Origin of the sequence: Pseudomonas fluorescens, assembly GCF_902497785.1 — a bacterium.
Classification (GTDB): Bacteria; Pseudomonadota; Gammaproteobacteria; order Pseudomonadales; family Pseudomonadaceae; genus Aquipseudomonas; species Aquipseudomonas fluorescens_BO.
In genome coordinates this window covers 52,679-65,886 of the sequence record NZ_CABVHK010000001.1, presented here as the reverse complement: position 1 = coordinate 65,886, position 13,208 = coordinate 52,679, and the positions used below count along the sequence as shown (strand labels likewise).

The 13,208-nt window shown below is 57.1% G+C and carries 17 protein-coding genes; 3 read left to right on the top strand and 14 right to left on the bottom strand.

Annotated features, from left to right (window positions below):
• Positions 1-36: 36 nt before the first annotated feature.
• From F8N62_RS00345 to thrS, 8 genes are all read right to left on the bottom strand, one after another.
• Entirely contained in the window at positions 37-393 is a 357-nt protein-coding gene (locus F8N62_RS00345; RefSeq protein ID WP_003179985.1) for a MerR family transcriptional regulator, read from the bottom strand.
• Positions 374-676 (bottom strand): integration host factor subunit alpha, encoded by a 303-nt coding sequence (gene ihfA / locus F8N62_RS00340; protein ID WP_002553164.1) that lies wholly within the window; start codon positions 674-676, stop codon positions 374-376. Before ihfA ends, F8N62_RS00345 begins: the two co-directional genes overlap by 20 nt.
• A 3-nt stretch (positions 677-679) precedes the next feature.
• Positions 680-3,061 (bottom strand): phenylalanine--tRNA ligase subunit beta, encoded by a 2,382-nt coding sequence (pheT, locus tag F8N62_RS00335; RefSeq protein WP_150709203.1) that lies wholly within the window; start codon positions 3,059-3,061, stop codon positions 680-682.
• Between the two features lie 26 nt (positions 3,062-3,087).
• Positions 3,088-4,104 carry a phenylalanine--tRNA ligase subunit alpha gene (gene pheS, locus F8N62_RS00330; protein WP_150709202.1) on the bottom strand — a complete coding sequence of 339 codons (1,017 nt, stop codon included), beginning with the start codon at positions 4,102-4,104 and terminating at the stop codon, positions 3,088-3,090.
• Positions 4,105-4,213: 109 nt separating this feature from the next.
• Positions 4,214-4,570 (bottom strand): 50S ribosomal protein L20, encoded by a 357-nt coding sequence (gene rplT / locus F8N62_RS00325; protein ID WP_007905879.1) that lies wholly within the window; start codon positions 4,568-4,570, stop codon positions 4,214-4,216.
• A 28-nt stretch (positions 4,571-4,598) separates the two neighbouring features.
• The gene (gene rpmI, locus F8N62_RS00320; RefSeq protein ID WP_002553160.1) at positions 4,599-4,793 is read right to left on the bottom strand and encodes a 50S ribosomal protein L35; all 195 of its coding nucleotides are present in this window, start codon (positions 4,791-4,793) and stop codon (positions 4,599-4,601) included.
• A gap of 60 nt (positions 4,794-4,853) precedes the next feature.
• A complete protein-coding gene (infC, locus tag F8N62_RS00315) occupies positions 4,854-5,405 on the bottom strand; it encodes a translation initiation factor IF-3 (RefSeq protein ID WP_176469887.1) in 552 nt (183 codons plus the stop codon).
• Positions 5,405-7,327 carry a threonine--tRNA ligase gene (gene thrS / locus F8N62_RS00310; protein ID WP_150709201.1) on the bottom strand — a complete coding sequence of 641 codons (1,923 nt, stop codon included), beginning with the start codon at positions 7,325-7,327 and terminating at the stop codon, positions 5,405-5,407. Before thrS ends, infC begins: the two co-directional genes overlap by 1 nt.
• A 371-nt stretch (positions 7,328-7,698) precedes the next feature.
• Here thrS and F8N62_RS00305 point away from each other — a divergent pair, with 371 nt between their 5' ends.
• Together F8N62_RS00305 and F8N62_RS00300 are read left to right on the top strand one after the other, a co-directional pair.
• A complete protein-coding gene (locus tag F8N62_RS00305) occupies positions 7,699-8,001 on the top strand; it encodes a hypothetical protein (RefSeq protein ID WP_150709200.1) in 303 nt (100 codons plus the stop codon).
• A 291-nt stretch (positions 8,002-8,292) separates the two neighbouring features.
• Positions 8,293-8,505: a cold-shock protein gene (locus tag F8N62_RS00300; RefSeq protein WP_007905882.1), complete on the top strand. Its 213-nt coding sequence runs from the start codon at positions 8,293-8,295 to the stop codon at positions 8,503-8,505.
• 72 nt (positions 8,506-8,577) lie between these two features.
• On the opposite strand, the gene F8N62_RS00295 is transcribed toward F8N62_RS00300, so the two are convergent.
• Both F8N62_RS00295 and F8N62_RS00290 read right to left on the bottom strand, forming a co-directional pair.
• Positions 8,578-8,898, bottom strand: coding sequence for an I78 family peptidase inhibitor (locus F8N62_RS00295; protein ID WP_150709199.1), 321 nt, complete (start codon positions 8,896-8,898; stop codon positions 8,578-8,580).
• A 165-nt stretch (positions 8,899-9,063) separates the two neighbouring features.
• The gene (locus F8N62_RS00290; RefSeq protein WP_150709198.1) at positions 9,064-9,369 is read right to left on the bottom strand and encodes a hypothetical protein; all 306 of its coding nucleotides are present in this window, start codon (positions 9,367-9,369) and stop codon (positions 9,064-9,066) included.
• A 132-nt stretch (positions 9,370-9,501) separates the two neighbouring features.
• Between F8N62_RS00290 and F8N62_RS00285 the strand changes: the two genes are divergently transcribed.
• Positions 9,502-9,714, top strand: coding sequence for a hypothetical protein (locus F8N62_RS00285; RefSeq protein WP_150709197.1), 213 nt, complete (start codon positions 9,502-9,504; stop codon positions 9,712-9,714).
• Between the two features lie 32 nt (positions 9,715-9,746).
• Here F8N62_RS00285 and F8N62_RS00280 read toward each other — a convergent pair whose 3' ends face one another.
• From F8N62_RS00280 to F8N62_RS00265, 4 genes are read right to left on the bottom strand one after another with little or no spacing between them, the layout of a single operon-like run.
• Positions 9,747-10,775, bottom strand: a complete 1,029-nt coding sequence (locus F8N62_RS00280) for a nucleoside hydrolase (protein WP_150709196.1) — start codon at positions 10,773-10,775, stop codon at positions 9,747-9,749.
• 43 nt (positions 10,776-10,818) lie between these two features.
• Positions 10,819-11,223: a D-ribose pyranase gene (gene rbsD / locus F8N62_RS00275; protein ID WP_150709195.1), complete on the bottom strand. Its 405-nt coding sequence runs from the start codon at positions 11,221-11,223 to the stop codon at positions 10,819-10,821.
• A complete protein-coding gene (rbsK, locus tag F8N62_RS00270) occupies positions 11,220-12,137 on the bottom strand; it encodes a ribokinase (protein WP_150709194.1) in 918 nt (305 codons plus the stop codon). Before rbsK ends, rbsD begins: the two co-directional genes overlap by 4 nt.
• Before the next feature lie 49 nt (positions 12,138-12,186).
• Positions 12,187-13,206 carry a LacI family DNA-binding transcriptional regulator gene (locus tag F8N62_RS00265; RefSeq protein WP_150709193.1) on the bottom strand — a complete coding sequence of 340 codons (1,020 nt, stop codon included), beginning with the start codon at positions 13,204-13,206 and terminating at the stop codon, positions 12,187-12,189.
• Positions 13,207-13,208 lie beyond the last annotated feature (2 nt).

The following is a 13,208-nucleotide window of genomic DNA, read 5'->3' as shown; positions in this document are numbered from 1 at the left end:
AGCTTTTGAAAACTGGAAGTATTCAAAAGCATGTTTTTATTTCTTGAGCACCACCAGCACGTCTTCCAATTCGGCAATCATCTGGCGAATCATCTGCTTGTATTGAGTGGTATCGTCTTTGGCCTCATCGCCGGACAAGCGCAAGCGTGCGCCGCCGATGGTGAAACCTTGATCGTAAAGAAGCGCGCGGATCTGCCGGATCATCAGCACGTCCTGTCGCTGATAATACCGGCGGTTTCCGCGTCGTTTGACGGGGTTGAGTTGAGGAAACTCCTGCTCCCAATAGCGCAGCACGTGCGGTTTTACGGCACACAGCTCGCTGACTTCACCAATGGTGAAGTAGCGTTTGCCTGGGATGACGGGTAGCTCGTCGTTATGACTTGGTTCCAGCATAAGCCTCAACTCGGGCCTTCAACTTCTGCCCTGGACGAAAGGTGACCACACGGCGAGCCGTGATCGGGATTTCTTCACCCGTTTTCGGATTGCGGCCAGGCCGCTGGCGTTTGTCCCGAAGGTCGAAATTGCCGAAACCGGACAATTTGACTTGTTCGTTGTCTTCGAGAGCGTGCCTGATTTCTTCAAAAAACAGTTCGACCAATTCCTTGGCCTCCCGTTTATTCAGGCCCAGCTCTTCATACAGACGTTCCGCCATTTCAGCTTTCGTCAGAGCCCCCATACGTCACTTCCTTAACGTGGCGTTCAACCTTTGTTCGAGCGAGGTGAGGATGTTTTGCGTCGTGGTATTCACCTCATCGTCATTAAGAGTGCGCGATGGATGCTGCCAGGTCAAGCCAACTGCAAGGCTTTTTCTATGCGGATCAATACCTTTACCCTGATACACGTCAAATAGCCTGAGGTCTGTCAGCCATTCGCCTGCATTTTCACGGATTACGTCCAATACGGCACTGGCTGCAACACTGGTATCGGCGATCAGGGCCAGGTCACGCCGCACTTCAGGAAAGCGCGATAACTCCTGGAATTTCGGCATTTTACCCAACGCCACTTCGGCCAGAACCAGCTCGAAAACAAAGACCGGACGGTCGAGACCGAGAGTTTTCGACAATTCAGGGTGGATTGCGCCAACGAAGCCTACCAGTCGACCTTCACGCTCAATGCGCGCGGTTTGGCCTGGATGCAACGCAGGGTGTTTGCCCGGCACGAAAGTGAACGAGTCCAGTGCACCGGCAAAGCCCAGCACCGCTTCCACATCGGCTTTGACGTCGAAGAAATCCACGACATCGCGACCTTGCGCCCAGCCTTCCGGCAAGCGGCTGCCGCAAACAACACCGGCCAGCATCGGCTCTTGCTTCAGGCCTTCCAGTTGACCGACGAAACGCAGGCCACTTTCGAACAGACGAACACGATCCTGCTGACGGTTCAGGTTGTGCTGAAGCGACTTGACCAGACCTGGCCACAGCGACGAGCGCATGGCGGCCATGTCGTTCGAGATCGGGTTGGCCAGGAGCAGTGGCTCTACACCCGGATTAAACAACTCGAATTGTTTCGGATCGATGAAGCTGTAGGTAATCGCTTCCTGATAGCCACGAGCTACCAGCAGGCGACGCAACTCGGGCAGATCGCTGCGCGCTTCAGCCTTGGCTTGCGGCGCCAGGCGGGCTTGCGGATAACGAACCGGCAGACGGTTGTAGCCATACAGACGAGCCAGCTCTTCGATCAGGTCAACTTCGAGACTGATGTCGAAGCGATGGCTTGGCACTTCAACGCGCCACTGCCCTGCCCCATCGGCAGCAATCTTCAGACCCAGGCCGCTGAGCAGACGCTCGACTTCGGCCGAATCCATCTCCATGCCCAGCATCTGCGTGATGCGTTGCGCGCGCAGAGTAACCGGCGCAATCGAAGGCAGGTGCTGTTCGCTGACGGTTTCGATGATCGGGCCAGCTTCGCCGCCAGTGATTTCCAGCAGCAGGCCAGTGGCGCGCTCCATGGCTTCACGGGCCAGCTGCCAATCCACGCCACGCTCGTAGCGGTGCGAGGCGTCGGTGTGCAGGCCGTAGGAACGGGCCTTGCCAGCAACGGCAATCTGATCGAAGAACGCGCTTTCCAGAAAAATGTCGCGAGTGGTCGCGGTGTTGACGCCGCTGTGCTCGCCGCCCATGACGCCGGCAATTGCCAGAGCGCGGGTATGGTCGGCAATCACCAGCGTATCGCTACGCAGGCTGACTTCCTGGCCGTCGAGCAGTACCAGCTTCTCGCCTTCTTCGGCCATGCGCACACGGATGCCGCCATTGATTTCGGCGAGATCGAACGCATGCAGCGGCTGACCCAGTTCCAGCATCACGTAGTTGGTGATGTCGACGGCAGCGTCGATGCTGCGCACATCAGCACGACGCAGACGCTCGACCATCCACAACGGAGTCGCTTTGGACAGGTCAACGTTACGGATCACACGACCCAGATAACGCGGGCAAGCGGCAGGCGCCAGCACCTCAACCGAGCGCACTTCATCGTGCACGGCTTGTACCGCAGGCACCACCGGGCGGGTTACCTCAGCGGCATACAGCGCGCCGACTTCACGGGCCAGACCGGCCAGGGACAGGCAGTCGCCGCGGTTCGGGGTCAGGTCGACCTCAATGCTGGCATCGTCCAGGCCCAGGTATTCACGAATGTCCTGACCCACCGGCGCATCGGCCGGCAACTCCATGAGGCCGTCGTTGCCTTCGCCCACTTGCAGCTCGGCTTGCGAGCACAGCATGCCGTTGGACTCGACGCCACGCAGCTTGGCTTTCTTGATTTTGAAGTCGCCCGGCAATTCGGCACCGATCATGGCGAACGGGATCTTCAGGCCCGGGCGCACGTTTGGCGCACCGCACACGACCTGGAAAGTCTCCGAGCCATTGCTGACTTGGCACACGCGGAGTTTGTCGGCATCCGGATGCTGCTGGGTGCTCAGCACCTCGCCAACGATCACACCGGTGAATTCGCCGGCGGCCAGCGTAACGCTATCGACCTCAAGACCAGCCATCGACAGACGAGCAACCAGCTCGTCTCGACTTACCTGCGGGCTAACCCAGCCACGCAGCCATTGTTCACTGAATTTCATCCTGCTCTCCTAAGAATTCGTTACGACTAGCGAAATTGCGCGAGGAACCGCAAGTCGTTGTCGAAGAACAGACGCAAGTCGTTCACGCCGTAACGCAGCATGGCCAGACGCTCAACGCCCATGCCGAAGGCAAAGCCCGAAAACTCTTCCGGGTCGATACCGGACATGCGCAGCACGTTCGGGTGAACCATGCCGCAGCCCATGACTTCCAGCCAGCCAGTCTGTTTGCAGACACGGCAGCCTTTACCGCTGCACATCACGCATTCCATGTCGACTTCGGCGGATGGCTCGGTGAACGGGAAGTACGAAGGGCGGAAACGCACGGCCAGTTCTTTTTCGAAGAACACCCGCAGGAACTCTTCGATGGTGCCTTTCAGGTCGGCGAAATTGATGTCGCGATCAACCAGCAGGCCTTCGACCTGGTGGAACATCGGCGAGTGAGTAATATCCGAATCGCTCCGGTACACACGGCCAGGGCAGACGATGCGGATCGGCGGCTGTGTCGATTCCATGGTGCGGACCTGTACCGGCGAGGTATGGGTGCGCAACAGCATGTTGGCATTGAAATAGAAGGTGTCATGCATCGACCGGGCCGGGTGGTGGCCTGGGATGTTGAGTGCTTCAAAGTTGTGGTAATCGTCTTCAACCTCAGGGCCTTCGGCAATGCCGTAGCCGATGTGAGTGAAGAACTGTTCGATGCGTTCCAGAGTACGAGTAACCGGATGCAGGCCACCCGAGGTCTGGCCACGGCCAGGCAGGGTCACGTCAATGGACTCGGCAGACAGTTTGGCGGCCAGGTCGGCCTCTTCAAACAGTGCCTTGCGGGCATTGAGAACCTCTGTGACACGCTCCTTGGCAACGTTGATCAGCGCACCGACTTGCGGACGCTCTTCTGCCGGCAAATTCCCCAGGGTCTTCATCACCTGAGTCAATTCACCCTTTTTGCCAAGGTAGTGAACCCGGATTTGCTCCAGGGCATTGATATCTTCAGCGCTTTGCACAGCCTCTAGTGCTTGAGAGACGAGCGCATCCAGGTTTTCCATGTACAGACTCCAGATACAAAATAGGGGAAGAGCTTGAAGGCTCTTCCCCTATTTATGACGTTTAACACCTGGCCCCACAGAGGTGAGGCCGGGTGACTGTCGGGGGTACTTAAGCCAAGGTGGCTTTAGCTTTCTCGACAATCGCAGCAAACGCCGCTTTTTCGTTCACTGCCAGATCAGCCAGAACCTTACGGTCGATCTCGATGGACGCTTTTTTCAGGCCGGCAATGAAACGGCTGTAGGACAGACCGTTGATACGTGCACCAGCGTTGATACGAGCGATCCACAGAGCGCGGAACTGACGTTTTTTCTGACGACGGTCACGGTAGGCGTATTGGCCTGCCTTGATTACCGCTTGCTTGGCAACACGGAATACGCGCGAGCGAGCGCCGTAGTAGCCTTTAGCAAGTTTCAGAATTTTTTTGTGACGTTTACGGGCAATGACGCCACGCTTTACACGAGCCATGAGTTACTTCCTCTATTCTTGACTAAAATTAACGAAGGCGCAGCATGCGCTCGACTTTTGCCACGTCAGACGGATGCAGCAAGCTGCTACCGCGCAGTTGACGCTTACGCTTGGTCGACATTTTAGTCAGGATGTGGCTCTTGAAAGCGTGCTTGTGCTTGATACCGTTAGCAGTTTTCAGAAACCGCTTAGCAGCACCACTTTTCGTTTTCATTTTTGGCATGTTCGGATACTCCGCATTCAGTTGATAAACATAATCAGAAGGCCTGCCGTGCCCTGATGATTACTTCTTCTTTTTCGGGGCGATGACCATGATCAGCTGGCGTCCTTCCATCTTAGGATGCTGTTCGACCGAACCGTACTCGAGCAAGTCACCTTCAACTCGCTTGAGGAGTTCCATCCCCAGCTCCTGGTGGGCCATCTCACGGCCGCGGAATCGCAAGGATACCTTGGCCCTGTCCCCATCACTCAGGAAACGTACCAGGTTGCGCAGTTTTACCTGGTAATCCCCTTCCTCCGTCCCTGGACGAAACTTGATTTCTTTAACTTGAATCTGCTTCTGGTTTTTCTTGGCCGCGGCAACCTGCTTCTTCTTCTCGAAGATCGATTTGCCGTAGTCCATCAGTTTGCAAACAGGGGGTACTGCATCGGCGGAAATTTCCACCAGATCCAGTTTGGCCTCTTCAGCCTTAAGAAGCGCGTCTTCAATTGACACAATCCCAAGCTGTTCACCTTCAGCCCCAATTAACCGAACCTCGCGTGCCGAGATATTCTCGTTGATCGGGGCTTTCGGTGCAGCTCGTTTATCTTGTCTCATTTCACGCTTAATAGTAATTACTCCGAATCTGGGCGACCACGCCGGGAAACCGCTTGCGCGAGAAACTCAGCGAACTGGGCGACGGGCATCGAGCCCAGGTCAGCACCTTCACGAGTACGCACAGCGACAGTCTGCATCTCGACTTCCCGATCTCCGATAACCAAGAGATAAGGAACCTTGAGCAAAGTATGCTCGCGGATTTTAAAGCCGATCTTTTCATTTCTCAAGTCAGACTTGGCACGAAATCCGCTTTCGTTGAGAGTTTTTTCAACCTCGGCAGCGAAATCGGCCTGTTTGTCTGTGATGTTCATGATCACTGCCTGGGTCGGAGCCAGCCACGCAGGGAATGCCCCTTCGTAGTGCTCGATCAGGATTCCGACGAAACGTTCGAAGGATCCGAGGATCGCCCGGTGCAACATTACCGGGTGCTTGCGACTGTTATCTTCGGAGACGTATTCGGCTCCCAGACGGACAGGCAGGTTAAAATCGAGCTGCAGGGTACCACACTGCCAGACGCGACCAAGGCAATCTTTCAGCGAGAACTCGATCTTCGGACCGTAAAAGGCACCCTCGCCCGGCTGCAAATCATACGGCAGGCCAGCGCTGTCAAGGGCTGCAGCCAATGCTGCTTCGGCGCGATCCCACAGCTCGTCGGAACCGACGCGTTTTTCCGGACGAGTGGACAGCTTCATCTCGACGTCTTTGAAGCCGAAGTCGGCGTAGACGTCCATGGTCAGCTTGATGAACGCAGCGGATTCCGCCTGCATCTGCTCTTCGGTGCAGAAGATGTGGGCGTCGTCCTGAGTGAAAGCACGCACACGCATGATGCCGTGCAACGCACCCGATGGCTCGTTGCGGTGGCAGGCACCGAATTCGGCCAGGCGCATCGGCAACTCGCGGTAGCTCTTCAGGCCTTGGTTGAACACTTGCACGTGGCAAGGGCAGTTCATCGGCTTGATGGCGTAATCGCGGTTTTCCGACTGGGTGGTGAACATGTTGTCGGCGTAGTTGGCCCAGTGCCCGGATTTCTCCCACAGGCTGCGGTCAACGACTTGTGGAGTTTTGATCTCCAGGTAACCGTTGTCGCGCTGAACCTTGCGCATGTACTGCTCGAGCACCTGGTACAGCGTCCAGCCGTTCGGGTGCCAGAACACCATGCCTGGCGATTCTTCCTGGGTGTGGAACAGGCCCAGACGCTTGCCGATCTTGCGGTGATCGCGCTTTTCAGCTTCTTCGATGCGCTGGATGTAAGCCGCCAGCTGCTTCTTGTCGGCCCATGCGGTGCCATAAACGCGCTGCAATTGCTCGTTCTTGGCATCGCCACGCCAGTAGGCGCCGGACAACTTGGTCAGCTTGAAGGATTTCAGGAAACGGGTGTTCGGCACGTGCGGGCCGCGGCACATGTCGACGTATTCTTCGTGATAGTACAGGCCCATGGCCTGCTCGTTCGGCATGTCCTCGACCAGGCGCAGCTTGTAGTCTTCACCGCGGGCCTTGAACACTTCGATCACTTCGGCGCGCGGAGTGACTTTCTTGATCACGTCGTAATCTTTTTCGATCAGCTGCTGCATGCGCTGTTCGATGGCGGCCAGGTCGTCCGGAGTAAAAGGACGCTCGAAGGCGATGTCGTAATAGAAGCCTTCGTCGATGACCGGCCCGATGACCATTTTAGCGGTCGGGTACAACTGTTTGACTGCGTGGCCGACCAGGTGGGCGCAAGAGTGGCGAATGATCTCCAGCCCCTCTTCATCCTTTGGCGTAATGATTTGCAGCGTGGAATCGCTGTCGATGACGTCGCTGGCGTCAACCAGCTTGCCATTGACCTTGCCGGCCACGGTGGCCTTGGCCAGACCGGCACCAATGGATGCGGCGACCTCGGCTACGGAAACCGGGTGATCGAATGTACGTTGACTGCCGTCGGGAAGAGTAATAGTTGGCATGGCGCCTCCTCTCCTAGTGGTGACCCCTACCAAAGGTCACGTGGGTTGGGATGAGCCAGTACAAGATCCGGTCCAGGCCATTCAATAACGAACGCCTGCCTTACAGCGGCAGGAGCCTTGCGGCCAACCGGAAAACCGAACCAGAGTGACTGGGATTCAAATCAGGGTTATTCGAGCATCTGCCGCGCCCGGACTGAAGGACCGTGGAGCTTGCAAATACCCGAGCGGGGCATGCTAGCACAGATGAACGGTCGACGCGGGCCAAGGTTTTCCGCTGGGGCAGAACGGCGATTTTTATGACAGAGTGCTGAACTAGAACACCGTTTCACCCCTCAGATAAAAAGACATTGACCCACAAGGAGCATCTCAGCATGCGTCTGAATCGTTTATTCGCAATCGTCGCCCCCATCGTCCTGCTGCTGCCATTGGCGGCCCATGCCGACTGGCCGAAAGGTGAACGCGAAAAGTACATGGCTCAGTGCACCCAGGCAGCTACTCCGCAAATTGGCGCTGCGGCGGCAAAAGCTCACTGCGCTTGCGGCGCCGATGCGATCAAGTCATACCCGGCCGCCGACATTCAGTCATTGATGGACAACACCGCCAGCGATGCGATGAAGCAAAAAGCACTGACCCAGATTTCAGCGTGCAAGGCCGATAACAAGGCGAAAAAATAAGCCCGAAAGGAGACTTTGAAGGCCCCTAAAGCCGGTGAAAAGCCCTCGAAAAGCGCTTTTTCGTACAAATTATGCAGGTTTTACAGGTTTTTTTATCGTCTTTACTTTCAGCTGAAAGCCTTGTAAACCGGGGCTTTCAGCTACATCAAGCAACAAAGAAAGCGCGTCTGTAGGGCAAACAGCACGTCCGGGGGGCTCCCAAAGCGAACATTTCGACTATGATACCCCGGTGTGCCCAGTTGGCCTGAGCAGCACAGTACTGAAAAAATATATGTTTCTTGGAGATACACCATGTCTAATCGCCAAACCGGCACCGTTAAGTGGTTCAACGATGAAAAAGGCTTCGGCTTCATCACTCCTCAAGGTGGCGGTGACGACCTGTTCGTACACTTCAAAGCTATCGAAAGCGACGGTTTCAAAAGCCTGAAAGAAGGCCAGACCGTTTCCTTCGTGGCTGAGAAAGGCCAAAAGGGTATGCAAGCTGCACAAGTCCGCGCTGAGTAATTTTCAGCCGCACTAAAAAAACCCCGTCCATGTGACGGGGTTTTTTATGGGTGAAGCAAAAGCCCGACGCGATCAGCCGCAGTTGATGCGCGTGATCACCAGGTTGTTGTCGGTATTCAGGTTCAGCCGATCGGAGCGGTACTCCAGGGTCACCATATCGTTTGGCTTGAGGATACGGGCATTCTGCGCGCCTGCGCGAATGCGCGCCTGTTCCAGCAGTTCAGGTGAAGCCTTTTTGCCAATGGTGAATTCGGCTGCCTTTGCTTCGCAACGGCTGTGACCCGTATCAGTCGTCGTGACAGGGTCTGTTGCCGACTCGGTAGATGGCGTGCTGCAACCCGCCAGCAGGCCAGCGGCCAACAAAGTACCCAATGACGCGAGCTTCCAAGGCATGAAGCCTCCTTCTTTCAATAGATGAGCTGAGATCGTGCGACCGCCAATCTGGCGTTTGGTTTCACTGACAGTGCCAGCATCCTGCCCCCGATCCGGACAAGTGGCGAGTTTGCCTGAGCGTCCCTTGTCGTCCATCCCTCAATCGTGACTGAATATGAACAGCCTTCAATAGACGTCGATGTAGTCGAACGGCGGATTCGGCCAGTTCTGCTTCAACGCATTGAAAATCTGCGTAACCCAGACCTCATCGCTGGCCTTGATTCGCCCGACATAACCAGACCCTTTGGCCCACGTCTCCAGTCGAAACAACAGTCCGCCAATATCAGTGCCGCCCACGACGCCCGATGAAATATAGGCGATGCCGGCTTTCGTCACCCGCAATTGAGTATGTTCATCATCGCTGGCGGACGCGAGCAGCAGGCGCACCGACTCCAGGGTCAAGCCGTCAGGAGTGTTCAAATCGATCTGCACAGCGCGGTCCTTGAAGATTCATCAAAGGCCAAGTGTCGCATAGCCCTCCTCTCATGCCTAAGTCGGAGTGCCAAACGCAGCGCAAAATGGTTAACTCAACAACCAGACTTTCCCGAATTCACGAGCGCCATCATGACCACCGTAAGCATCGACGCCGACATCAAAGCCAAATGGCCGCAAGGTCATAGCTCCTATAGCCCGGGCAGCCCGGAAGAGTTGGCGATCATTGGTATCGATCTTTTGGTCAAGGAACTGGGGACTGAAGCGGCACAATCCTTTATCGCCCAGGTGTTCGAGAAGTACCCGACCGACTACAAAGGTGCGCACTACAACGAAAGGGAGTGAAACCCGCAGGCTCGCACCTGCGGGTTTGAAGTTTATTTCAGACGAGCCAGGCGCTCGGTCAGCAGGTCGAAGAAACCTTGGGCGTCGCCGCTTTCCACCCAGAAAGCATTTTTCGGCGCTTTTAGTCCGTCATACCAGTCGACGATGGTTTGACCGAAGGTCGGGCCTTCGCGACTGTCAACGACCACGTTGACCGACCGACCGGTGAAAAGCTCCGGTTTGAGCAGGTAGGCAATTACCGTAGCGTCATGCACCGGGCCACCCGCAAGACCATAGTGCTCCATGTCACCCTTGACGTATTCGTTAAGAATATCGCCCACCAGTTTGCTGGCGTTGTTGTTCAACGCCGCGATCTGCTTCAGGCGTGCTTCGCTGGTCAAGACCTTGTGCGTGACGTCCAGCGGCAGATACGTCAGCTTGACCCCACTTTTAAGCACCACTTCAGCAGCCTGCGGGTCGGCAAACAGGTTGAATTCAGCCACCGGAGTGATGTTGCCTCCGTTGAAGTGCGCGCCGCCCATGATCACCACTTCCTTGATGCCCTGAACGATTTCAGGCTCCTGGATCAACGCCAGCGCCAGGTTGGTTTGTGGACCGAGCATGGCGATGGTGATGCTGTGGGGTTTGGCAGTTTTCAACGTGTCGATCAGGTAGTTGACCGCGCCACCTTCCGCCAGACCTTTCTTCGGCTCATGCACGGTGACGCCCGACAGGCCTTCCTTGCCGTGAATGTTCTCGGCATAAATCGGTGTGCGCATCAGCGGTTTCGGCGCACCGGCGTAAACCGGCACCTCTTCGCGCCCTGCCCACTCGCGCGCCAGTCGCGCATTTCGCGACGTCTTGTCCAGGCGCACATTGCCGGCGACGGTGGTCAATGCGCGAATGTTCAGTTCCTCCGGTGAGGCCAGGGCAAACAGCAAGGCCACCACGTCGTCGGCACCCGGGTCGGTGTCGATGATCAAGTCGATCTTTTCCGCCGCCTGGGCGCTTGTTGCGGTAATCAGGGACAAAAGCAGCAGACTCCGGAGCAGATGGTGCAGTTTCTGAGCATAGCGGTGCATAGCGCACTCCTTGTGCGTGGGAAATCAGAAAAACAATGGCAAGTTAGAACGTTACTCCCGCCACCAGCACGATGTTGCAGTACGGCTGACATTCGCCTGTACGAACAATCGCCCGCGCTTGACGGCTCAGGACTTTAAACTGGTCATGACTGAGCAGCTCACGCAGACCCAGCGCGCCTGCGGTATTCAGCTCATCCAGAGTAGCCAGCGCCGACGGTTGCTTGTCCAGGATCTCCTGGGCCAACACGTGGCTTTCGACCTGCATTTCGCTGAGCACAACCTTCAGGGTGCTGATGAAATCCGGAATGCCGTGAGTCAGGGCCAGATCGATCAATTCGACCCCCGGCGGTACCGGTAGACCGGCATCGCCAATTACGACCCTGTCGCCATGCCCGAGAGAAGCGATCAGTCGCGATAATGCGACGTTGAGCAAAGGTGTTTTCTTCATGGTGTTTTAAAAGCCTGTACATCGGACAAATCGGGAATCGAGGGTTGCGCCCCTGCTCGGGTCACTGACAGAGCGGCGGCGACCTGACCGAAACGGATCGCTTCACTCTCGCTTTTACCAACAGCCAGTGCGGCAGCGAAACCGCCTACAAAAGTGTCGCCAGCGGCCGTGGTATCCACCGCCTTTACCTTCGGCGCCGGGAAATGCTCGAAGCTTTTGCCATTGGCAAAGAGTGAGCCCTGGGCACCGAGGGTGATGATCACCTTGCCGGCACCCATGGCGATCAACCGGGCCGCTGCGGTTTCCGCAGTCGCCAGCGAGTCCACCGGCAAACCGCTCAGGGCCGCCGCTTCGCTCTCGTTGGGGATCAGGTAATCGATGGCGGCGTACCAGTCAGCAGGCAGTGGCCGACTGGCTGGCGCAGGGTTGAGAATCACGGTTTTGCCCAGCTCCCGGCCGCGCTTGAGCGCGTGCCCGACTGTGGCATCCGGCACTTCCAGCTGACAGATGATGACATCCGCCGCCTGCAACACTGCATCAAAACGATCAATCACTTCTGGCGTCAGCGCGCCGTTGGCCCCGGCAACGATCACAATCGCGTTCTGGCTATTGTCATCGACGACGATCAACGCCACACCGCTGGCACCGTCGACCGTACTGACTGCCTGACAATCGATCCGGTCAGCTAACAGTGCCCCGCGCAATTCTTCGCCATAGGCATCGCTGCCCACGCAACCGACCATCGCCACCTGCGCACCCAAACGGGCCGCGGCAACCGCCTGGTTGGCGCCCTTGCCACCGGACACCGTGGCAAACGACTCGCCGATCAGCGTTTCACCGCCACGGGGCAACCGTGAAGCCCGAGTAACCAGGTCCATGTTCAAGCTGCCAATTACCACTACTTTTGCTGACATACATGACTACTCATCAATTCTGTTTCAGTGGTGCTTTGAATTAGCGGTTTCAACGAAATTGGGCGAACACACCGGCCAGCGGCGCAGTCGATTCGCGCAGGACAATGCTCGGCGTCACGATCCGTTGATCGGTGGCCATGTCCGGGGTGGCGATCCTGCGCAACAGCACTCCGGCCGCCATTTCACCCAGCTGCAGGATCGACTGGCCCACGGTAGTGAGCGCCGGGTAGACATAACGGCTCATCTGGATATCGTCGAAGCCGATCACCGACAGCTCGCTTGGCACACGAATATGGCGCTCGGCGGCGGCGCGCAGCACACCGATGCCGATCATGTCGTTGCCGGCGAAAATGGCGCTGGGCGGATTTTTTTCCAGCAGGATCGCAGCGGCGCTGTAACCGCCGGTGCTGGTGAAATCGCTTTCCAGCATACGTTCGCCAGGCACTTCGACCCCCGCCTCTTTGAGCGCGCGGCAAAACCCCGCCAGACGCATCTGCGCCACGCTAGTGCTGGCCGGGCCGCCAATAGTGGCGATGTCCCGGTGCCCCAATTCCAGCAGGTGCCGCGTTGCCAGATAAGCACCGTACTCGTGATCGATGCGCACCAGGTCGGCATTCACGCCATCCAGCCCACGGTCGACGATGACCATTGGCGTGCGCACACCCGCCAGGCCTTCTGCCAGCCCCGCATCACCACCGGCGGACGCCACAATCAGCCCGTCGACGCGCTTTTCCAGCAACACGCGCAAATAGCTGCGTTGCTTGTCCGGGTTGTCGTCGGAATTGCAGAGAATCACGCAATAGCCATTACGCTCGCAGTAATCCTCGATGCCGCGCGCCAGTTCGGCGAAGTACGGGTTGAGGCTGTTAGGCACCAGCAGGCCGATGGTCGCGGTGGTTTTGGCTTTCAACGAACGGGCCACCGCGCTGGGTACATAGTCGAGGCTTTTGATCGCGGCCTCGACCTTGACCCGCACCTCCTCGCTGACCGGCCGGGTCTTGTTCACCACATGGGAAACCGTGGTGTAGGAAATGCCCGCGAGCGCCGCTACATCCTTGATTGTCGCCATGA